The sequence below is a fragment of the Variovorax sp. M-6 genome (genome assembly GCF_052114385.1).
Lineage (GTDB): Bacteria > Pseudomonadota > Gammaproteobacteria > Burkholderiales > Burkholderiaceae_C > Variovorax.
Genome location: NZ_JBFREQ010000007.1, coordinates 1 through 19,126 on the forward strand (window position 1 = coordinate 1; position 19,126 = coordinate 19,126).

The 19,126-nt window shown below is 67.3% G+C and carries 14 protein-coding genes and 1 pseudogene; 10 read left to right on the forward strand and 5 right to left on the reverse strand.

Going from position 1 to position 19,126, the window contains the following annotated elements:
• Positions 1 to 165: 165 nt before the first annotated feature.
• The 3 genes from AB4Z46_RS09905 to AB4Z46_RS09915 are packed head-to-tail and all read left to right on the forward strand — an operon-like array spanning position 166 to position 3,507.
• Positions 166 to 1,779, forward strand: coding sequence for a rhodanese-like domain-containing protein (locus AB4Z46_RS09905; protein ID WP_442283316.1), 1,614 nt, complete (start codon positions 166 to 168; stop codon positions 1,777 to 1,779).
• On the forward strand, positions 1,776 to 2,942 hold the full coding sequence (locus AB4Z46_RS09910) for an acyl-CoA dehydrogenase family protein (protein WP_442283317.1): 1,167 nt from the start codon (positions 1,776 to 1,778) through the stop codon (positions 2,940 to 2,942). Before AB4Z46_RS09905 ends, AB4Z46_RS09910 begins: the two co-directional genes overlap by 4 nt.
• 55 nt (positions 2,943 to 2,997) lie before the next feature.
• The gene (locus AB4Z46_RS09915; RefSeq protein ID WP_442283318.1) at positions 2,998 to 3,507 is read left to right on the forward strand and encodes a flavin reductase family protein; all 510 of its coding nucleotides are present in this window, start codon (positions 2,998 to 3,000) and stop codon (positions 3,505 to 3,507) included.
• Here the strand turns inward: AB4Z46_RS09915 and AB4Z46_RS09920 are convergent.
• Together AB4Z46_RS09920 and AB4Z46_RS09925 are read right to left on the reverse strand one after the other, a co-directional pair.
• Positions 3,496 to 4,386 carry an IclR family transcriptional regulator gene (locus tag AB4Z46_RS09920; RefSeq protein ID WP_442283319.1) on the reverse strand — a complete coding sequence of 297 codons (891 nt, stop codon included), beginning with the start codon at positions 4,384 to 4,386 and terminating at the stop codon, positions 3,496 to 3,498. The genes AB4Z46_RS09915 and AB4Z46_RS09920 overlap by 12 nt on opposite strands.
• Before the next feature lie 34 nt (positions 4,387 to 4,420).
• Positions 4,421 to 5,380: a LysR family transcriptional regulator gene (locus tag AB4Z46_RS09925; protein WP_442283320.1), complete on the reverse strand. Its 960-nt coding sequence runs from the start codon at positions 5,378 to 5,380 to the stop codon at positions 4,421 to 4,423.
• A 138-nt stretch (positions 5,381 to 5,518) separates the two neighbouring features.
• On the opposite strand from AB4Z46_RS09925, the gene AB4Z46_RS09930 reads away from it, so the two are divergent.
• The 4 genes from AB4Z46_RS09930 to AB4Z46_RS09945 all read left to right on the forward strand — a co-directional run bounded on the left by AB4Z46_RS09930 (position 5,519) and on the right by AB4Z46_RS09945 (position 10,527).
• Positions 5,519 to 8,446, forward strand: coding sequence for a molybdopterin-dependent oxidoreductase (locus AB4Z46_RS09930; protein WP_442283321.1), 2,928 nt, complete (start codon positions 5,519 to 5,521; stop codon positions 8,444 to 8,446).
• The gene (locus AB4Z46_RS09935) at positions 8,443 to 9,243 is read left to right on the forward strand and encodes a 4Fe-4S dicluster domain-containing protein (RefSeq protein WP_442283322.1); all 801 of its coding nucleotides are present in this window, start codon (positions 8,443 to 8,445) and stop codon (positions 9,241 to 9,243) included. Before AB4Z46_RS09930 ends, AB4Z46_RS09935 begins: the two co-directional genes overlap by 4 nt.
• A complete protein-coding gene (locus AB4Z46_RS09940) occupies positions 9,240 to 10,166 on the forward strand; it encodes a dimethyl sulfoxide reductase anchor subunit family protein (protein WP_442283323.1) in 927 nt (308 codons plus the stop codon). The genes AB4Z46_RS09935 and AB4Z46_RS09940 overlap by 4 nt, the downstream gene beginning before the upstream one ends.
• Before the next feature lie 103 nt (positions 10,167 to 10,269).
• The gene (locus AB4Z46_RS09945; RefSeq protein ID WP_442283324.1) at positions 10,270 to 10,527 is read left to right on the forward strand and encodes a hypothetical protein; all 258 of its coding nucleotides are present in this window, start codon (positions 10,270 to 10,272) and stop codon (positions 10,525 to 10,527) included.
• A gap of 1 nt (position 10,528) precedes the next feature.
• Here the strand turns inward: AB4Z46_RS09945 and AB4Z46_RS09950 are convergent, their stop codons facing one another.
• From AB4Z46_RS09950 to AB4Z46_RS09960, 3 genes and pseudogenes are all read right to left on the reverse strand, one after another.
• Positions 10,529 to 11,461, reverse strand: a complete 933-nt coding sequence (locus AB4Z46_RS09950) for a TerB family tellurite resistance protein (RefSeq protein ID WP_442283325.1) — start codon at positions 11,459 to 11,461, stop codon at positions 10,529 to 10,531.
• 2 nt (positions 11,462 to 11,463) lie between these two features.
• Positions 11,464 to 12,159, reverse strand: a complete 696-nt coding sequence (locus AB4Z46_RS09955) for a Bax inhibitor-1 family protein (RefSeq protein ID WP_442283326.1) — start codon at positions 12,157 to 12,159, stop codon at positions 11,464 to 11,466.
• A gap of 785 nt (positions 12,160 to 12,944) precedes the next feature.
• Positions 12,945 to 13,103: pseudogene (locus AB4Z46_RS09960) on the reverse strand (IS3 family transposase); the annotation flags it as partial.
• 188 nt (positions 13,104 to 13,291) lie between these two features.
• Here AB4Z46_RS09960 and AB4Z46_RS09965 point away from each other — a divergent pair.
• The 3 genes from AB4Z46_RS09965 (at position 13,292) to AB4Z46_RS09975 (ending at position 19,065) form a co-directional block, all read left to right on the forward strand.
• On the forward strand, positions 13,292 to 15,196 hold the full coding sequence (locus AB4Z46_RS09965; protein WP_442283327.1) for a serine hydrolase domain-containing protein: 1,905 nt from the start codon (positions 13,292 to 13,294) through the stop codon (positions 15,194 to 15,196).
• A 168-nt stretch (positions 15,197 to 15,364) separates the two neighbouring features.
• Positions 15,365 to 17,122, forward strand: coding sequence for a serine hydrolase domain-containing protein (locus AB4Z46_RS09970; RefSeq protein ID WP_442283328.1), 1,758 nt, complete (start codon positions 15,365 to 15,367; stop codon positions 17,120 to 17,122).
• Between the two features lie 20 nt (positions 17,123 to 17,142).
• Positions 17,143 to 19,065, forward strand: a complete 1,923-nt coding sequence (locus tag AB4Z46_RS09975) for a serine hydrolase domain-containing protein (RefSeq protein ID WP_442283329.1) — start codon at positions 17,143 to 17,145, stop codon at positions 19,063 to 19,065.
• Positions 19,066 to 19,126 lie beyond the last annotated feature (61 nt).

The window sequence follows — 19,126 nt, forward strand, 5'->3', positions numbered from 1 at the left end:
CTGGCTGGAGGCGTCGCAGCTGCAGGCGTACTGCAAGGCGTCGATCGCGAGCTACAAGGTGCCGAGGTACGTGGAGTTCGTGACGAGCTGGCCGCTGACGGGCAGCCAGAAGATCCGCAAGCTGGAGCTCAAGGCCAGGGCTCAGGCCACGCTGGAGGCGGCGGCATGACGGCAACGGGCTGTTCCATCGCCGAATGGGATGCACGCGCGAGCGGCGTGGGCGACTTCGCCGTGCTCGACGTCCGCGACCCGGTCGAGTTCGAGCGCGGACACATCCCGGGGGCCACCTCGCTGCCGCGCCGTCGCATCGAGTTTCGCATTGCCGAGCTCGTGCCGGACCGCGCCACGCCGATCGGGATCTATGGCGATGCCGACGCGCGGGCCGCGCTGGCGGCCGACACGCTGGCGTCGCTGGGCTATGGCTGCGTTCACTGGCTCGACGGTGGCCTCCCGGCGTGGCGCGCGGCGGGTCGCGCGGTCGCGAGCGGGAGCAATGTGCCCAGCAAGCGCTTCGGCGAGCAGGTGCAGCACGAGCGCGCCGTCCCGGCCATCGATGCCGGCACCTTGAGCCGCTGGCAAGCCGAAGGGCGACGCATCGCCGTCTGCGATGTGCGCACGCCGCAGGAGCATGTGCAGGCCTGCATTCCGCAGGCGGAGTCGGTCCCCAGTTTCGACATCGCATTGCACGCGGCCGATCTGGCCGAGGGCGCCGACACGGTCGTGCTGCATTGCGCCGGCCGCACGCGCAGCATCATCGCCACCCAGAGCCTGCGCGAGATGGGCATCGACCACGTGGTCGCGCTCGAGAACGGCACGATGGGCTGGGCGCTGGCGGGGCTGGCGCTCGAGCACGGGTCGCGCGGCGCGCGCCGTCCGCCATCGGCCAAGAGCCGCGCCTTCGCCGAGCGGAAGTCCGCGGCGCTCGCGCTCGGCGCCGGCGTGCGGCGCATCGACGCCAACGCCCTGGCGGCGCTGCTTGCCGGCACCGGAGTCAATCGCTATGTGTTCGACGTCCGCGGCGTGAGCGAATTCGAGTCCGGGCACATCGAAGGATCGATCGCGCTGCCCGGCGGCCAGGCCGTCCAGCGCGCCGACGATTTCATGCCGGTGCGTTCGGCGCCGATCGTGCTGGTGGACGAGGACGAGGCCCGCGCGAACCTCACCGGCACCTGGCTGCGCCGGATGGGCTTCCCGGAGGTCGCGGTGCTGGCCGGAGGGCTTCGCGCGTGGCGAGCGTCGGGCAGGCCGCTGGCGGCCGGCCGCGGGCGCGGCGGCGCGCTCCACGCCGGCCGCACCGCAGCAACCGCGCCGCTGTCGGTCGAGGACTGCCTGGCGTGGCGCCAGACGCATGCGGATGGGCTGGTGCTCGATGTCGATACGAGCCGGAGCTTCGGCCGCGGCCACCTGCCCGGCGCGCAGTGGCTTCCGCGAGGCTGGCTCGAACTGCGCATCGGGGCGCTGGCGCCGTCGACCGGGCGCTGGCTGCTGCTGACCTGCGCCTCGGGCCTGCAGGCGCCGCTGGCCGCCGCCGCCCTGCGGCGGATGGGCTATGAGCGGGTCGCGTGCCTGGCCGGCGGCACGCGCGCCTGGGCCGCCGCCGGACATGCGCTCGCCACCGCCGAGCTCGGGCCGCAGGATGACGAACTGCTGGCGCCGTACGAACGCGGCGAGCAGGCGATGCGCGACTACATCGACTGGGAAAAACTGCTTGCGCAGCCGTCGGCGGCGCAAGAGCCCCCGGTCCCTCCTTCCGTCGATTCCACAGAGAGGCAAAGATGAACTTCAACTTCAGTCAATCGCAGCAGGATCTCTACGAGCTCGTGGGCTATCTGGCGCGCGAGCACTTCGCGGCCCGTGCCGCTGAAGCCGAGGCGACCCAGTCGCTGCCGCTCCAGAACCTGAAGGATTTCCAGGCGCACGGACTGCTCGGGCTCACCATCGCGCGCGAGCACGGCGGCAAGGGCAGCGGCGTCATGGGCGAGGACCCGGTGCTCTATCTGCTCGCCATCGAGCAGACTGCGCGGGTCGACCTGTCGACGGCGCATTGCCTTCACATCCACCTGCACGCCTGTCATTTCATCGACCAGACCGGCACGCCCGAGCAGCGTCGGATGCTGCTGCGCCCCGTGCTGGAGGCCGGCGAACTGATCGGTGCCGTCGGCAGCGAGCCCGGCCGGACGGCGCGCGGCATGAACATGTTCAACACCGTCGCGCAGCCCTTGCGCGACGGCTACGTGCTCAATGGCCGGAAGAACTACGCGACGCTGGCGACCGTGGCCTCGAACCTGATCGTGTTCGCGACCCTTCGCGGTTCCGAGCCGGCCGAGGGCAATGTCGCCATCGCGGTGCCGCGCGGCGCCGACGGCTTCTGCGTCGTGGACGACAGCTGGGATCCGGTCGGCATGCGGGCCGCCATCAGCCCCGACGTGCTGCTCGAGCAATGCTTCGTGCCCGGCGACCGTCTCATCGGTTCGCCCGGCACCTATCCGCGCGAGCGATGGCAGGCGCGGCACTACCTGTCGCTCTCGGCGCAGTACCTCGGCGCCTGCGAAGGGCTCTTCGACAGCCTGAGCGAATACCTGCCGCGGCGCGGCACCGCGGGCGACAGCTTCACGCAGTTGCGGCTCGGCGAGATCCGCGTCGCGATCGACTCGGTGCGCTGGCTGGTCTACCGCGCGGCCTGGCTCTGGACGCAGGGCGACCTGCAGCAGGCCGAACTGTTCTCGCTCGTCGCCCGGCACCAGGCCACGCTGTGCGCGACATCGGTGATGGACAAGGCCGCGCAGATCGCGGGTTCGCACGCACTGACGGGGCAAGGCCCGTTCCAGCGAATGATGCGCGACCTGCGCATCCACACGCTGCATTCCAACGTTGACAAGTCCGCCGCGACCATCGGCAAGTACCACCTGGGCCAGAGCTTCGACACGGGAGACCGCCTGTGAGGATCCGCACTTTCAAAGCCGCCGCAAAACCCGCGTCTGGCGCGGAGGCCGCCCGATGAGCGCCGAACTCGACACCCGACGCTTCCGCGACGCCATGCGGCGCTTCGCCACCGGCGTGACGATCATCACCACGCGCGACACCGAGCACACGCCGGTGGGGTTGACCGCCAACTCCTTCAACTCGGTCTCGCTGACGCCGCCGCTCGTGTTGTGGAGCCTCAACAAGCACGCGCGAAGCCTGCCGATCTTCATGGAGGCGGAGCACTACGCCGTGAGCGTGTTGTGCGCCGACCAGATGCCGCTGGCGGCCCGGTTCGCATCACCGATCGACGATCGCTTCGAGGGGGTCGAGTGGCATCGCGGACCGACCGGCGTGCCGCTGTTCGAAGGCTGCGTGGCGTGGTTCGAATGCGCCAGCGTGCACCGCTACGAGGGTGGCGACCACGTCATCTTCGTGGGCGAGGTGCTCAACTTCGGTCACAGCGACAAGGTGCCGCTGCTGTATGCGGGGGGCGCCTACGGTGTGCCGGCGGCGCACCCGGCGCTGCCGCCCTCAGGCCCATGAGACGCTGAGGTCATCGAGCTTGCGCGCGAGCGCTCGCGTTTCCTTCAGCAGCATGCGCGCGAGTTCTTCCCGTCGCGGTCCCTCGAAGCGCTCCCGGATGCCGGCGATGCTGATCGCGGCGTAGGGCGGCCCGCCGCGCGTGTGGATCGCGGCGCCGAGCGCACCCACGCCGGGCAGGACGTTCTCCTCGTTGATCGAGAAGCCGGCGGCGCGCGATTCGGCGATGACCTCGCGCAGGCGCTCGCCCGTGATCCGTCCGAACGACTGCAGTCGGGGGCTGTTGACCGCGATGATGCGGCCCACTTCGTCGTCGCTCAGGCTGAGCATCAGCGCGACGCTGGCGGCGCCGACGCCCAGCGGCCGGCGGGTGCCGACTTCCATGGTGCGGGTGCGAATGGGGTAGCTGCCTTCGACGAGCGCCAGGCAGACCGTGTCGAAGCCGCTTCGCACGACGAGGTAGACCGTATCCTGCGTGCTTTGCCCGATGCGTTCGAGCGTCGGCTGGCACACCTCCTTGAGGTTGAAGTAGGGCGACGCGGCCAGTCCGAGTTCGTAGACCACGTGGCCCAGCCGATAGCACTTGGTGACCGGGTCCTGCATGACCATGCCCTGCGACACCAGTCCCTTCACGATGCGATGCGCGGTCGGCCGCTCGAGCTCCATGGCGCTCGCGATGTCGACCAGGCGCATGCCCTTCTGGAAGGCCGCGATCTCGCGCAGCATCGCGACGGCACGGTGGATGGTCTGCGTGCCCCGCGGATGGGTGGCGTTGGTGGCCCTGGCGGTCTTGGCCGCGGTCTTCGGCTTTTTGACGGCGGCAACCGGTTTGGATGTCTTCTTGCGTGCGGCGGTCGATCGCACGGGCGTTGTTGTTTTCATGCTCGCGGAATCCCGGCGTATTCACATGTTGGAATTATAGGAGTGCGCGCCCCCTCGGCACGGCGGCCGGCGGCGGGCGCTCCCTGCGGAAGGCGGCGCATTGGCTGACGAAATCCTGGGCCCCGCGGCCCAGTTGCTTGTCGCGGTGAAGGACCATGGCCAGGCGCCGCACGGCGGGCGGCAGGCGTGTCCGCAGTTCGACCAGTGTGCCCTGGGCCAGGGCCTGCGCGACGGCCTGGCGCGAGAGGCAGCCGAGCGCGGTGCCTGCCGCGACCAGGCGCTTGATCGCCTCCGGGCTGCCGAGCTCGAACCCGACGTCGATCTCGCCCAGATGCTCGAGCAGCCAGCGGTCCGCGGCTTCGCGTGTTCCGGACCCCGTCTCGCGCAAGGCCCAGGAGGCCTCGCGCAGCATGCGCAGGCCCACCGGGCGCCCCGCCAGCGGATGCGTGGGCGCCGCCACGATGACCATCTCGTCGTTCAGCCAGGGCCGCACGATGAGGTCCGGATGCGTCTGCGGGCCTTCGATGAAGCCGACATCGACATCGAAGGCGGCGACCGCCGCGATGACCTCGGTGGTGTTGGCGATCACCAGTCGCACCGGGCTCGCCGGATGGCGCGTCTTCCACTGCCCGACCAGCTCGGGCAGGATGTATTCGCCGATGGTGAGGCTGGCCGCGACGCGCAGCGGCGTGGCGTGATCGCCCGAGAACAGGTGCTGCAGTTCGCCGGCCTGGTCGAGCAGCGACGCGGCGCGCGGCAGCAGCGCGCGTCCGTTCTCGTTGAGCACCAGCCGCCGGCCCACGCGGTCGAAGAGGACGACGCCAAGCGCGGCCTCCAGATCGGCCAGCGCCGTGCTGGCCGCCGACTGCGAGCGCGCAATGCGCTCGGCCGCGGCGCGGGTCGATCCGCCGCGCGCCGTGGCCACGAAGACCTCCAGATGCCGCAGGTTCAGGCGCAGCCGTGCGGCGGCGGCCGAGGGCGTGCCTTGCTCCATTGGTTGATCTGTTTTTCCGATCACAATGATCGTTATTGTGCGCTTTTTCTTTTTAGCGCCAGTGCCTAACATCGACGCGCGAGAGAAGCCGGCGCGAGCCCGACGCCGGCCGCCACAACGCCAACGATGAGACCCGCCGTGTTCAAATTCCTATCCCGCGAACCGCTTCACGATCCGCTGGCGTCGCCGACGCCGGTCGCGCAGACCGAGGTCAAGACCACCACCTGCTACATGTGCGCCTGCCGCTGCGGCATCCGCGTGCACCTGCGCGACGGCGAGGTGCGCTACATCGACGGCAACCCGGACCATCCGCTGAACCAGGGCGTGATCTGCGCCAAGGGTTCGTCGGGGATCATGAAGCAGGTCTCGCCGGCGCGGCTCACGCGTCCGCTCTTGCGCAAGGCCGGCAGCGAACGCGGCGCCGGCGAGTTCGAGCCCATCAGCTGGGAGCGTGCGTTCGACATCCTGACCGAGCGGCTCTCGAAGATTCGCGCCACCGACCCGAAGAAGTTCGCGCTCTTCACCGGCCGCGACCAGATGCAGGCGCTCACCGGCCTGTTCGCACGCCAGTTCGGCACGCCCAACTATGCGGCGCACGGCGGCTTCTGCTCGGTCAACATGGCCGCCGGCATGATCTACACCATCGGCGGCAGCTTCTGGGAATTCGGCGGCCCCGACCTCGACCGTGCCAAGCTGTTCGTGATGATCGGCACCGCCGAAGACCACCACAGCAATCCGATGAAGGTCGCGCTGTCGAAGTTCAAGCGCAACGGCGGCCGCTTCATCTCGATCAATCCGGTGCGCACCGGCTATTCGGCCATCGCCGACGAGTGGATCCCGATCAAGCCGGGGACCGACGGCGCACTCTTCATGGCGTTGCTGCACGAGCTGATCGCGAGCGACCTGATCGACCACGCCTTCCTTCGGCGGTTCACCAATGCGCCGCAGCTGGTGGTGCTGGACGAGGGCGAGCGCGAGGGCCTGTTCGCCTTCGACCCGGAGCGCGGGCCGCCGGGCGACGGGCGCCATCCGCACAACAAGCTGGTCTGGGATACGGCCGGCGGCTGCGTGCGGCCCGCCTATCCCGAAGGCATCGCCGACGGCTGCGAGCCGGCGCTCGAGGGCCGCTACACGCTGGCCGACGGCACCCGCGTGGCGCCTTCGTTCCAGCTGCTGCGCGAGCGCGTCGCGGACTGCACGCCCGAATGGGCGGAAGCCATCACCGGCATCCCGGCCGCGCGCATCCGCCTGCTCGCGCGCGAGATGGGCGAGACGGCGCTGAAGCAGGCCTTGGAACTGCCGATCCCGTGGACCGACGCCTGGGGCAAGAAGCATCCGACCACGCAGGGGCGCCCGGTGGCCTTCCATGCGATGCGCGGGCTGGCCGCGCATTCCAACGGCTTTCAGACGGTGCGCGCGCTGGCGGTGCTGATGAGCGTGCTGGGCACCATCGATGCGCCCGGGGGCTTTCGCCACAAGGCGCCGTACCCGCGCCACATCGTGCCCAACTACCGGGCCTTCAATTCGCCGGAGATGATCCAGCCCAACACGCCGCTCAACGCGGCGCCGCTGGGCTTCCCGGCCAATCCCGACGAGCTGGCCATCAACCCCGACGGCTCGCCGATCCGCATCGACCACGCCTTCTCGTGGGAGCATCCGCTGTCGGCCCATGGGTTGATGCACAACGTCATCACCAATGCGGTGAAGGGCGATCCCTACCGCATCGACACGCTGCTGATCTTCATGGCCAACATGGCGTGGAACTCGAGCATGAACACCATGGGCGTGCGCGAGATGCTCAACCGCAAGGACGACAAGGGCGAGTACATGATCCCCTTCCTGGTGGTGTGCGATGCCTTCCAGAGCGAGACCGTGGCTTTCGCCGACCTCGTGCTGCCCGACACCACCTACCTCGAACGCCACGACGTGATGGGCATGCTCGACCGGCCGATCTCGGAGTTCGACGGGCCGGTCGACTCGGTGCGCGTCCCGGTCGTGCCGCCGACCGGCGAATGCAAGCCGTTCCAGGAGGTGCTGATCGAGCTGGCCTCGCGCCTCAAGTTCCCTGCCTTCACCACGCCCGAAGGCGGGCGCAAGTTCAGCGGCTATCCCGACTTCGTCGTCAACTTCCAGCCGTCGCCCGGGATCGGCTTCCTGATGGGATGGCGCGGCAAGGACGGCACCGAACACCTCAAGGGCGAGCCCAATCCGAAGCAGTGGGAGGCCTACGCGAAGAACAACTGCGTGTTCCGCTACCACATGCCCGAGACCATGCACTACATGCGCAACTGGAACCGGGAGTACCTGGACTTCGCCAAGGACAAGGGCTGGCGCCAACGCAACGATCCCGTGCAGCTCGCCTTGTATTCCGACACGCTGCAGAGCTTCAGGCTGGCTGCCCAGGGCAAGACGAAGGGCCGACAGCCGCCCGAGGAACTGCGCGAGCGCATCGACACCTACTTCGACCCGCTGCCGTTCTGGTATCCGCCGCTGGAAGACGGCGTGACCGATCGCGAGGCCTATCCGCTCAATGCGCTGACCCAGCGTCCGATGGCGATGTACCACTCGTGGGATTCGCAGAATGCGTGGCTGAGGCAGATCCACAGCCACAACTACCTGCACGTCAATCCGATCACCGCGAAGGCGGCGGGCATCGAGGACGGCGGCTGGTGCTGGGTCGAAAGCCAGTGGGGCAAGGTGCGCTGCATGCTGCGCTACAGCGAGACGGTCGAGCCCGGCACCGTGTGGACCTGGAACGCGATCGGCAAGGCCGACGGCGCCTGGCAGCTGGCGCCCGGCGCCGACGAGGCGCGCAAGGGATTCCTGTTGAACCACCTGATCACTGAAGAGCTGCCCTTCGCCAATTCGCACGGCGGCACCACCATCAGCAACTCCGACCCGATCACGGGCCAAGCCGGCTGGTACGACGTGCGGGTGCGCATACGGCCCGCGGATCCGGGGGAGGCGAAGGAGAGCTTCCCGCAGATGGCGAGCATGCCTTCCACGCCGGGCGTGGTGGGCAAGGCCGCGAGCGTGCTGACCTATTTCGCGGGGCGCCGGAAATGATCCAATGGCTCAAGGACCTGATGAAGGGCGCCTCGCAACCGATGGCGCTGGTGGAAGAGGGCGTGCGGCCCGTGTCGATCTCGCGCAGCGGCGAAGTGCGCGTGCGCGCCGACCCGGGCGAAACGCTGGCCAAGCAACTGGCGCTGGTGATCGACCTCAATGTGTGCGTCGGCTGTCACGCCTGCGTGACCTCGTGCAAGCAATGGAACACTTCCGGCAGCGCAGGCCCGCTGGCCGACGAGAAGCCCTACGGCGCCGACCCCACCGGCACCTTCTTCAATCGCGTCCAGACCTACGAGGCCGGCGCGTACCCGGTCACCGAGACCATCCATTTCCCCAAGAGCTGCCTGCATTGCGAGGATCCGCCGTGCGTGCCCGTGTGCCCGACGGGCGCCAGCTACAAGCGCAAGGAGGACGGCATCGTGCTGGTCGACTACGACAAGTGCATCGGCTGCAAGTACTGCGCGTGGGCCTGTCCCTACGGTGCACGCGAGCTTGACGAAGAGCGCCAGGTCATGACCAAGTGCACGCTGTGCGTCGACCGCATCTACGACGAGAAGCTGCCCAAGGAAGACCGCAAGCCCGCTTGCGTCAAGGCCTGCCCGACCGGCGCGCGCATCTTCGGCGACGTGAAGGACCCGAACTCCGAGGCCTCGATCGCGATCCGCGAGCGCGGCGGCTATTCGCTGATGCCCGAGTGGGAGACCAGCCCGGCCAACCAGTACCTGCCGCGGCGCGTGACCGAGGTCGCGGGCGGCGTGTCGAAGGTGCAGCCGACCCTTGGAGGACCGCTGTGAATCCGGCTTTCTCCGTCGTCATCTTCACCGTCGTCGCCGGGGCTGCGCAGGGCATGGTGGTCGCATTGGCGCTGGCCTCCTTGGCAGGACTCGCACTCGCGCCCTCGTTCCTGTGCACGGCGCTGTTCGTGGCCGAGGCCCTGCTGCTGGTCGGCCTCGGCGCTTCCTTTGCCCACCTGGGCCGGCCCGGACGCGCGTGGCGCGCCGTCCTGATGTGGCGCACCTCCTGGCTCTCGCGCGAGGTGATCGTGCTGCCTGCCTTCATCGGCGTCGTCGGGCTCTGGTGGCTGGCGCTGTACCTCGGCATCGACAACGGCATGCTGCTGCCTGCCGCGGCGATCGTCATGGCGGCGCTGCTCTGGTATTGCACCGCGATGATCTACGCCTGCCTGCGCTTCATCGAGGAGTGGGCGCAGCCGCTGACCCTCGTGAACTTCGCGCTCACCGGCCTGTCGTCCGGCCTGGTCCTGACCTGCGCGCTCGCCGTCCTGGGGGGGCAGCCGCAACTGCTCCAGGCCTTCGGCCCGGCGGCCGCGGCCGTGACCGCCGTGGCCGGCATCACGCGCTCGCTGGCGCTGCGCCGCAATGCGCTGCTGAAGCACAAGTCGACCCTGCAGTCCGCCACCGGCATCCGCGCGCCCCAGCTGGCGCAGAAGTCGATGGGCATGTCGGCCGGCTCCTTCAACACGCGGGAGTTCTTTCATCGCGCCGGACCGGCATCGATGAAGCATGTGAAGCGGGCGCTGATCGTGCTCGGCTTCGCCCTGCCCGTGGCCTTGCTTCTGTGGGGTCTTGCGGCGGCGTCGGGCATGGCTTTCGTGCTGGCCTGGGCGGTGCAGGTTCCGGGGCTCGTCGCGGATCGGTGGATGTTTTTCGCGCAGGCCAGGCACCCGCAGAACCTCTACTACCAGGTCGTCTCTTGAGTCTGCCATCCGTGTCGGCGCCGTCCTGCGGGCGGTGCCTGGGAGGATGCGCAATAATCGCCCTCATGCATCTCGCGAAAAGCGCATCCCGGCGCGACCTGCCATGAGTTCCAGCGTACCGACGCAGTCTGAACTTGCCCCTATCGACGACGACGAACTCGTGCGCCTCGCCGTGAGTTGGCGCGCGCAGGCCTCGCGCGGCGACCGCGAGGCCTTCGGCGTCGCCCACGCGCTCGAGGTCGAGTGCCGGCGTCGCCTGCGCACCAGCCAGTTGCACCAGCTGCCGCCCGAACCGCCACCGGCGGCGCGCCCCTGGTGGAAGTTCTGGGGCGAAAAGAACGTCCCGCTCTCCGCTCGCTGAGTCAGGCCCCGCGCACCATCGACAGAACCTGCCGCGCGTCCAGCGTCCGGGCCTTGTCCTGCATGGCCGGCAGATAGCGGGTCTGCAGGCCTTGTGCCTCCTGCATCACGCCCGCGTAGGCGTCCTTGAGCATCTGCGTCGACAGCTTGCGCCCGCCCGCGTAGTAGCGCTTGGCGACGTGGCCCAGCGCGTAGGTGGTGGCAAAGCTCATGCCGGAGCTCACGGCCTGCTTGCCGAGGCCGCCGAGCAGGCCGCCACCGACCTTGCCCAGCAGGCCGCCGAGCAGCTTGCGGCCGGCCTGCTCCAGGTACTGGGAGGTCAGGCCGACGCCGACCGTGGCGATGAAGTCCTTCACGTGGCCGCTGTCGAGCTCGAAACCATGGGCCTTGCCGATGCGATAGACCAGCTTCATCTGCAGCGGAATGATCGCCATGGTCGAGAGCGTCTCGGGCAGCAGTTCGAGCGCGCCGTTCAGGATCGCGGCGTTGAGGATCGCCTGGTCGAGTTCGGCCTGGTCGGGCGCAGCCGCTGCGGGTGCCGCCGCCGCAGCAGCCAGCGGCACGGCCGCGATCGCCTGCGCCTGCTCCGTGAACCGGCCGGCGGCCGCCGCATCGAGGCCGAGCGAGGTGCGCAGGTCGGCGAGGAAGGCGCGCTCGGCCTCCGAGTGCGCGCCGTCGGCGTCGCAGACGCAGACCGCCATCTCGTAGGCCAGCTGCCTGGCGCCGCTGCTGCCGAGCTGCGCGCCGGCCTCGGCCATCGAGACGCGCTTCATCAGCACGTCCTGGTAGAGCGTGGGCAGGTGCATGCCTTCGGCCTGCGAGAAGCCTTCGGCGATGCGCTTGATCTCCTCGCGCTCGCGCTCGTGTTTCTCGCCGTCGACGAAGGCCGCCATCAGGCTCAGCGTGACGATGGCGCGGGAATCCTGTGGCGACATGTTCATTCCTCGCGGCTTCCACCCAGGCCGAGCAGCATCAGCAGCGACTGGAACACGTTGTACAGGCTCAGGTACACGCCGAGCGTGGCCGTGATGTAGTTGGTCTCGTGGCCGTCCTTCACGCGCTTCAGGTCATGCAGGATGAAGGCCGAGAAGATGCCGATGGCGAGCACCGCGAGCGTGATCATCAGGGCACCCGACTGGATGAAGAAGTTGGCGATGCCCGCCACCAGCAGCAGAATGGCGCCGATGAAGAGCCACTTGCCCATCGCCGACAGGTCGCGCTTGATGATCGACGACAGGCTCGCCATGCCGAGGAAGATCGCGCCGGTGCCGGCGAAGGCGGTCATCACCAGGCTGGCGCCGTTCTGCATGCCGAGCACCACGCCCAGCATGCGCGAGAGCATCAGGCCCATGAAGAAGGTGAAGCCCAGCAGCACCGGCACGCCTGCGGCCGAGTTCTTGGTCTTCTCGATCGCGAACATGAAGCCGAAGGCGCCGCCCAGGAAGACCACCATCGAGATGCCGGGCGACATCGCGCGCGCGAGACCGGTCGAGAGGCCGAGCCAGGCGCCCAGCACGGTGGGCACCATCGAGAGGGCCAGCAGCCAGTAGGTGTTGCGCAGCACCTGGTTGCGCTGCGCGGCAGCCGGCAGTGCCGCATGCGGCGAGCCGTAGATCTGGACGTTGTCGTTCATTCGAATTCCTTGTCAGGTTGAAAAACCGCGCGTGTTGTTTCGAGACAAATGACCTCTTAACTGGCGCTTCGTGCAAATAGCGCCAGATTTTTGAATCGCTGCTTTCGGCCTGACAAAGTCGCTTTAACCGGCCAACCCTCTAGCGTGACAAAGAGGTCCTTAACTCCAATGAAACTTGATCCTCGATCCAACTTGCGCGTATGACGCCCACTCTAAAGTGATATAGCCTTCGAAAAAAGTCGAATTTTTTACACGATTCGTTCGAGTTTTTCGTAGTGTTGGGGCCGGATGGATTGCAGGCCTGCACTATTTCTGGGCCAAGGTGCTGTGAACTCCCCGGCGATGCATGGTCGGTCTGCCGCGGCGGAATTCGGGCTACCGCCCCAGTGGGGCAGTCTGGCCGAGCTCGACAAACCCATCTCCCTGCCGCAAGCGGCCTGCAGCCTCAAGGAGTGAGCAATCGAACTCCGATGCCCGTCGGGGCTCTTCTCGTCGACGGAACTCATCACCTCGCTGACGCGCAAGCTGCACGCGAGATACCAGGAGATGGGGGTGCCGGCCAAGTCCGGTTCAACCCGGTCGTCGTCGCGGCTGGCGTCCGTACCGGTGGATTGGATGGTGCGGTCGGTAGCGTCTGCACTGAAAGGCCTGCAGGGCATGAACGCCAGCCTCATCGTGCCGGCCATCCGGGAGATCCAACTCGAACGCGTGCTCAAGAACGCCGTGAGCCGCTCTAGCCCCAGAACCACATCATCTGGGCTGCTGCCGGTTTCGTGGACACCGACCTAAGCTTTTTGAGCTTTCTCGAACTGTATCGGACTGACGTAGCCGAGCGTCGAGTGACGACGCGTCGGGTTGTAGAACCGCTCGATGTAGTCGAACACATCGGCGCGGGCCTGTTCCCGGGTCGGGTACACGTTCCGGGCCGTGCGCTCAGTCCTCATTGGGATCCCGGCCAGGGTTCCAGGCTCACACCTCGTTGGACAAGACTCCGCCTTGATTGGGGACATAATACGTATTATATTAATGCAAAAGGTTAATGCGGCAACAAAGTTAAACGCGATTCTGTCGCCGAAGATCGGATCGGCTGGCGAGCGACCCACGACATCACTACACAGATAGCCCCATCAGCATGACCTCTGCGCCCACTGACTCCTCCACCCTCTCTTCCGCCGTCTCTTCACCCCTCCTTTCGCGCCGCCAATGCCTGAGCTTGGCCACGGCGGGGCTGGCTGCGCCGCTGTTGCAGGCCTGCGGCGGTGGGGGCTCCGGTTCGCCAGCGCTTCTTCCAATCACGTGGCCGGCGCAGTCCGAACCGGAATCGGTGCGCTGGTGCCGGGATGTCATCCGCACCGCGCTCGACCGCAGCGACAGCAAGACCACCGCCGTGTCCGTGGCCCTGCTGGCCGACGACCGCGTGGTCTGGCGCGAAGCCTTCGGATACGCCAAGCGAGAGACCGGATTGCTGGCAACACCCGACACGCGGTTCAACATCGCCTCGGTGTCCAAGGTCATCACGGCCCTGGTCGCGATGATCCTGCTTGACCGCGGTCAGTTGACGCTGGATCAACCCCTGGTCGAGCTGTTGCCAGCCTTCAGCATGCTCTCGCCGGGCTACACCCGCATCACCGTTCGCCATCTGTTGTCTCATGCCTCGGGCGTTCCGGGCTCCAATGAACACAACCTGTTCAATTTTTCGCCGTCCCCGGGCTTTGCGCAGGACACGGTGGAGATGCTGGCCCGATCGCATCTCAAGCACGAGCCAGGCGAGCTCTCGGTCTATTGCAACGACGGTTTCACGCTGATCGAACCCCTGGTGCATCAACTCACCGGCATCTCGTTCCCCGAGTTCGTTCAGCGAGAGATTTTCGGGCCGCTGGGCATGAGCCTATCGGGTTACGCGACCGCGTCGGCGGCCGAAGGTACCTTCGTGCACCCCTACGAGGCGGGTCACAGCTTGCGCCAGGAGATGCCTGCCAACTATGCGAGCGGCGGCGCGATCACCACGCCAACCGACATGATGAAACTCGCGCGCCTGTTGATCGACCAGGGCGTGTACGAAGGCCGGCGCATCGTGTCGGCGGATGCTGTGCGGGAAATGGGCATGAATCAGGACCTGCGTACCCTCATCAACCCAACGCCGATCTCGGCGCACCGCGGACTGGGCTGGGATTCGGTACAACAGCCAGGCATGGCGGCGGCCGGTCTGCGGTGCTGGCAAAAGAACGGTGGCACACTCCTTTTCTACACCGAGTTCTTCGTATTGCCCGAGGCGCGGCTGGCGCTGTTGATCAGCGGCAACGGCTTCGACTATGGTGGGGTCATGCTGGCCGAAGGCGTTCTTCAACGCATGGCGGTGGAGCGCAGCGCGATCGGCACCTTGCCCCGCGCCATCGAGTCTTCGGTGCCGCCCGCGGCGCCTTCTGTGCCCGAGAGGGCCGCGCTGATCGGTGTCTATGCCACTTTCAGCGCCCCTTACCAGGTGGTCGCAGAAAACGATGGCTCGTTGACGCTGAATCTTTGGGACGAAGACCTGGCGAAATGGGCGCCGCTGCAACTGAAGCTGCGCGCCCGCGGCGACGGCGCCTGGTGGGTCGACGGACAGCCCGCCAACTGCTACCGCTTCGCCACCGTGGATGGGCACCGCTACCTGATCCAGCGCGCCCTTTCGGCCGACCGCACGCATTGGGCGGAAGGAACCCTCGGCGAGTGGCTGCCGCCGATCGGAGTGTCGCTGTCGCCTGCCTGGCGCGCTCGCGTGGGCAGCCAATGGCGGCTGGACAACGAATCTCCCGATTCCGTGCTGATGCGCAACGGCCCGATCGTCTTTCGCATCGACGAGCTGGTCGACCTGCCCGGCTATGTTTTCTGGAACAACGGGCAGCTGCTGCGCGTGGTCGATGACAACACGGCCGGGATGACGATCAAGGTGCCCGGAAACAATGGCCGCGACCTGCATGAGCTGGTGGTGGAGCAAGGCGGCGATTCAGAAAGACTGCATGTGGGCAGCCTTGAGTTCCGCCGAATCACAGCTTGACGATCAACTCATTCAGGGGCCCCTGCCATGACTTCAGCCACTACTACCCGCGAGCCCCTCACTCCCTCAACGTCCCGCCGTCAGTGCCTGGGCCTGGCCGCGGCAGCCCTGGCGGCCCCGCTGCTGCAGGCCTGCGGGGGGGGCGGCTCCGGTGACCCAACGCCTATCTTGTACGACTCGGCGGCAGTGCGCTGGTGCCGCGACGCCATTCAAGCGACGCTGAACCGAAGCGACAACACCACCACCGCCGTGTCCGTGGCGCTGCTGGCCGACGACCGCGTGGTCTGGCGCGAAGCCTTCGGCTACGCCAACCGCGAGACCGGGCTGCTGGCCACGCCCGACATGCGCTTCAATGTCGCCTCGATCGGCAAGTTGTTCGCGACCCTGGCCGTGATGATCCTGCGCGACCGCGGAAAGCTATCCCTGGACCAGCCGCTGGTCGAGCTGCTGCCCACATTCAGCATGCGCTCGCCCGCGTTCAAGCAGATCACGGTGCGCCACATGGTCTCCCACTCCTCCGGCGTGCCGGGCGCCAACTACCGCAATCTGTTCAACTTCGCGCCCATCCTGGACTATGCGCAGGACACCTTGAAGGCGTTGGCACAGTCGCACCTGAAGCACGAGCCGGGCGAACTCGCGGTCTATTGCAACGACGGCTTCACGCTGGTGGAGCCGCTGGTGCTGCAGCTCACTGGCCTGTCCTTTCCGGCCTTCGCTCAACGCGAAATCTTCGACCCCCTCGGCATGAGCCTGTCCGCCTACCCGGTGGACTACGCGGCCGAAGGCAGCTTCATCCATCCGTACCACAAGGGTCAGCGCATGCCGCAGGAAATGGGCGCGCCCTTTGCGACCGGCGGCATCCTCACCACGCCCACCGACCTGCTGAAGCTGGCGCGCCTATTCCTGGATGAAGGGATGTTCGACGGCCGTCGCATCGTCTCGGCCGACGCGGTGCGGGAGATGGGCAGCGCACAGATCCGGCGCATCGATCCCGCGTCGACGAAGACGCTGGGGGGCTTGGGCTGGGACTCGGTGCGGCAGCCGGGCATGAACGCGGCCGGGCTCAAAGCCTGGAACAAGAGCGGTGGCACCGATTTCTTCTCGAGCGACTTCTTCGTGTTGCCCGAAGCCCGGCTGGCCATGATGATCACCGGCTGCGGGTACGACTACGGGCCGGTCCAACTGGCGGAAGGCCTGTTGCAGCGCGTTGCCGCAGAACGCCAGGTGATCCGGTCGCTCCCGCCCGCCATCGTCGCCGTGGTGCCGCCGCCGGTGTCGCCTGCACCGGACAACAGCGCCGTGGCCGGCATCTATGCCAACTACAACCACCCCTACCATGTGCGCGCCGAGAGCGACGGTTCGCTGACACTGCGCACCTGGGATCCGCAGGCCAACCGATGGGGCGACGCTCCTCGCGCGCAGTTGCGCGCGCGCAGCGATGGCTGCTGGTGGGCCGATGGAAAGCCCGACCTGTGTATTCGCTTCCAGGAAGTGAGCGGGCATCGCTACCTGATGCTTCGCGCTCTGTCCGTCAACAAGCTGTACTGGGAGGAGGTGGCCGATGGCGAATGGCTGCCGCCACAAGCCACGCCCCTGCCGCCTGCCTGGCAAGCCCGCATCGGTAGCCAGTGGCGTTGTGTCAATGATTCCCCGGACTCGGTCAAGAGTCGGCTCTGGCCGCTGGTCTGGCGGATCGAAACCTTGCCGGAGCTGCCCGGCTATCTCTTCCTGAGCACGGTCCAGCCGCCCGACTTTTCATTCGTGGAGTGCGCGCAGTTGCTGCGTGTGGTGAATGACCAAGAGGCCGGCATGACGATCAAGATTCCTTACAACGCCGGCCGCGACCTGTTCGAGCTGAGCATGGTGCAGGGGAAAGACCAGGAGGAACTGCACTCCGGCAGCCTGGTATTCCATCGCGCAGGCTAGAAAACATATCCCCCATCACATTGAAGTCGCCATACACCACGCTCGACCCGGGCGCGCCACCGTTCCACCGCCTGTCGCGCCGCGACTGCCTGGGTTGGGCGACCGCGGGCCTGGCCGTACCGCTGCTGCAGGCCTGTGGCGGTGGCAGTTCCGGCCCCTCCGCTGCATCGCTGTTGCCACAAGGCGACCCTGAATCGGTGCGTTGGTGCCGAGAGACCATTCTCAAGACGCTCAACCGAAGCGACAGCGCCACCACCGCCATCTCCGTGGCGCTGCTGGCCGACGACCGCGTGGTCTGGCGCGAAGCCTTCGGTCATGCCGACCGTGAGAACGGGCTGCTGGCCACCCCCGACACGCGATTCAACATCGGTTCGGTGGCCAAGCTCGTTGCGACCCTGGCCGTGATGATCCTGCGCGACCGGGGGCAGCTCGCCCTCGATCAGCCGCTGGTCGAGTTGCTGCCCGCCTTCAGCATGCTCTCGCCTGGCTTCACCCGCATCACGGTGCGTCACATGGTCTCCCATGCGTCGGGGGTGCCGGGCACCAACAACCGGAACATCTTCGACTTCGTCCCGATCCTGGACTATGCGCAGGACACCCTGTACGCGCTGTCGCAGTCGCACCTGAAGCACGAGCCGGGTGAACTCGCGGTGTATTGCAACGATGGCTTCACCCTGGTGGAGCCGCTGGTGCGCGCGCTCACCGGCAAGACCTTCACCGACTTCGTTCAACAAGAGATCTTTGAGCCCCTGGGCATGAGTCTGTCCGGCTATCCGATCGTGCCCTTGCCCGAGGGCACCTTCGTGCACCCTTACTACAAGGGGCAGCGACTCCCGCAGGAGATGCCGGCCGCCTATGCGACCGGGGGCGTCTTCACCACGCCCACCGACATGATGAAGCTCGCGCGCCTGTTGCTGGACCAAGGCGTCTACCAGGGCCGGCGAATCGTCTCGGCCGAAGCGATTCGGGAAATGGGCATGGACCAGGGCTCCTACGTGCGCATCAACCCCGTTGCTGCGTCGTGGTCCTGGGGGCTGGGCTGGGACGCGGTCCAAAATCAGGGCCTGGCGGCCGCGGGCCTGCGGGCCTGGGAGAAGGGCGGCGACACCTTCTTCTTCTCGTCCAGGTTCTTCGTGCTGCCCGAGGCGCGTCTGGCCATGCTGATCATCGGCAGCGGATCCGACTACGGCGCGCTCACGCTGGCAGAGGGCCTGCTGCTGCGCGCGGCGCAGGAACGCGGCGCGATCCGGGCGCTGCCCGCTGCCCTCGTCTCTACCGTGCCGCCAGCCGTGTCGCCGGCGGCGGGCACTGCAGACCTGGTGGGTGTCTATGCCAACGACGCAGGCCCTTACCAGGTACTGGCCGCAGGTGACGGCTCGCTGACGCTGAGTCGCTGGTCCGCGGATGGCCACTGGGACACCGTACTGGAGAAGCTGCGCGTGCGAAGCGATGGCTGTTGGTGGGCCGACGGCCAGTCCGCTGCGTGCTTTCTCTTCCAGAGCGTGCAATCGCATCGCTACATGATCTGGCGCAATCTCTCGGCCAACCAGCTGTACTGGCGTGACGTCCCCATGGGCGAGCGGCTGCCGCCGCTGGATGCGCCACTGCCCGACGCGTGGCGAGCGCGCATCGGCAGCCGATGGGTTTGTGTCAACGAATCCCCGGAGTCGCTGACAAAGGTGCTCGGGCCGACCGTCGGCCGCATCGACGAGTTGATGGCGCTGCCGGGCTACGTCCTGTGGAACAACGAGCAACTGCTGCGGGTGGTCGACGACCGCACGGCGGGCATGACGATCAAGGTCCCCGGCTTCAGTGGCCGAGACCAGGTCGAGCTGCGCATGGTTCTCGTGCAGGAATCGAAGGATCCACAGCAACCGTCAGAGGAACTGCACAACGGCAGTCTGGTGTTCCAGCGGGTTGCACCCCCGGTGCCTGGGTCGTGACGGCCCGATGGATCCGCAAAGAAGCCTTCGGACGCGCGGGAAACCTCGGAGCACAGCAGAG

Excerpts from the sequence above, each read along its gene's own strand:
- AB4Z46_RS09905 (WP_442283316.1), top strand. The coding sequence starts at position 166 with ATGACGGCAACGGGCTGTTCCATCGCCGAATGGGATGCACGCGCGAGC.
- AB4Z46_RS09945 (WP_442283324.1), top strand. The coding sequence starts at position 10,270 with ATGAGTTCCAGCGTACCGACGCAGTCTGAACTTGCCCCTATCGACGAC.
- AB4Z46_RS09920 (WP_442283319.1), bottom strand. The coding sequence starts at position 4,386 with ATGAAAACAACAACGCCCGTGCGATCGACCGCCGCACGCAAGAAGACA.
- AB4Z46_RS09910 (WP_442283317.1), top strand. The coding sequence starts at position 1,776 with ATGAACTTCAACTTCAGTCAATCGCAGCAGGATCTCTACGAGCTCGTG.
- AB4Z46_RS09925 (WP_442283320.1), bottom strand. The coding sequence starts at position 5,380 with ATGGAGCAAGGCACGCCCTCGGCCGCCGCCGCACGGCTGCGCCTGAAC.
- AB4Z46_RS09935 (WP_442283322.1), top strand. The coding sequence starts at position 8,443 with ATGATCCAATGGCTCAAGGACCTGATGAAGGGCGCCTCGCAACCGATG.
- AB4Z46_RS09965 (WP_442283327.1), top strand. The coding sequence starts at position 13,292 with ATGACCTCTGCGCCCACTGACTCCTCCACCCTCTCTTCCGCCGTCTCT.
- AB4Z46_RS09915 (WP_442283318.1), top strand. The coding sequence starts at position 2,998 with ATGAGCGCCGAACTCGACACCCGACGCTTCCGCGACGCCATGCGGCGC.
- AB4Z46_RS09950 (WP_442283325.1), bottom strand. The coding sequence starts at position 11,461 with ATGTCGCCACAGGATTCCCGCGCCATCGTCACGCTGAGCCTGATGGCG.
- AB4Z46_RS09955 (WP_442283326.1), bottom strand. The coding sequence starts at position 12,159 with ATGAACGACAACGTCCAGATCTACGGCTCGCCGCATGCGGCACTGCCG.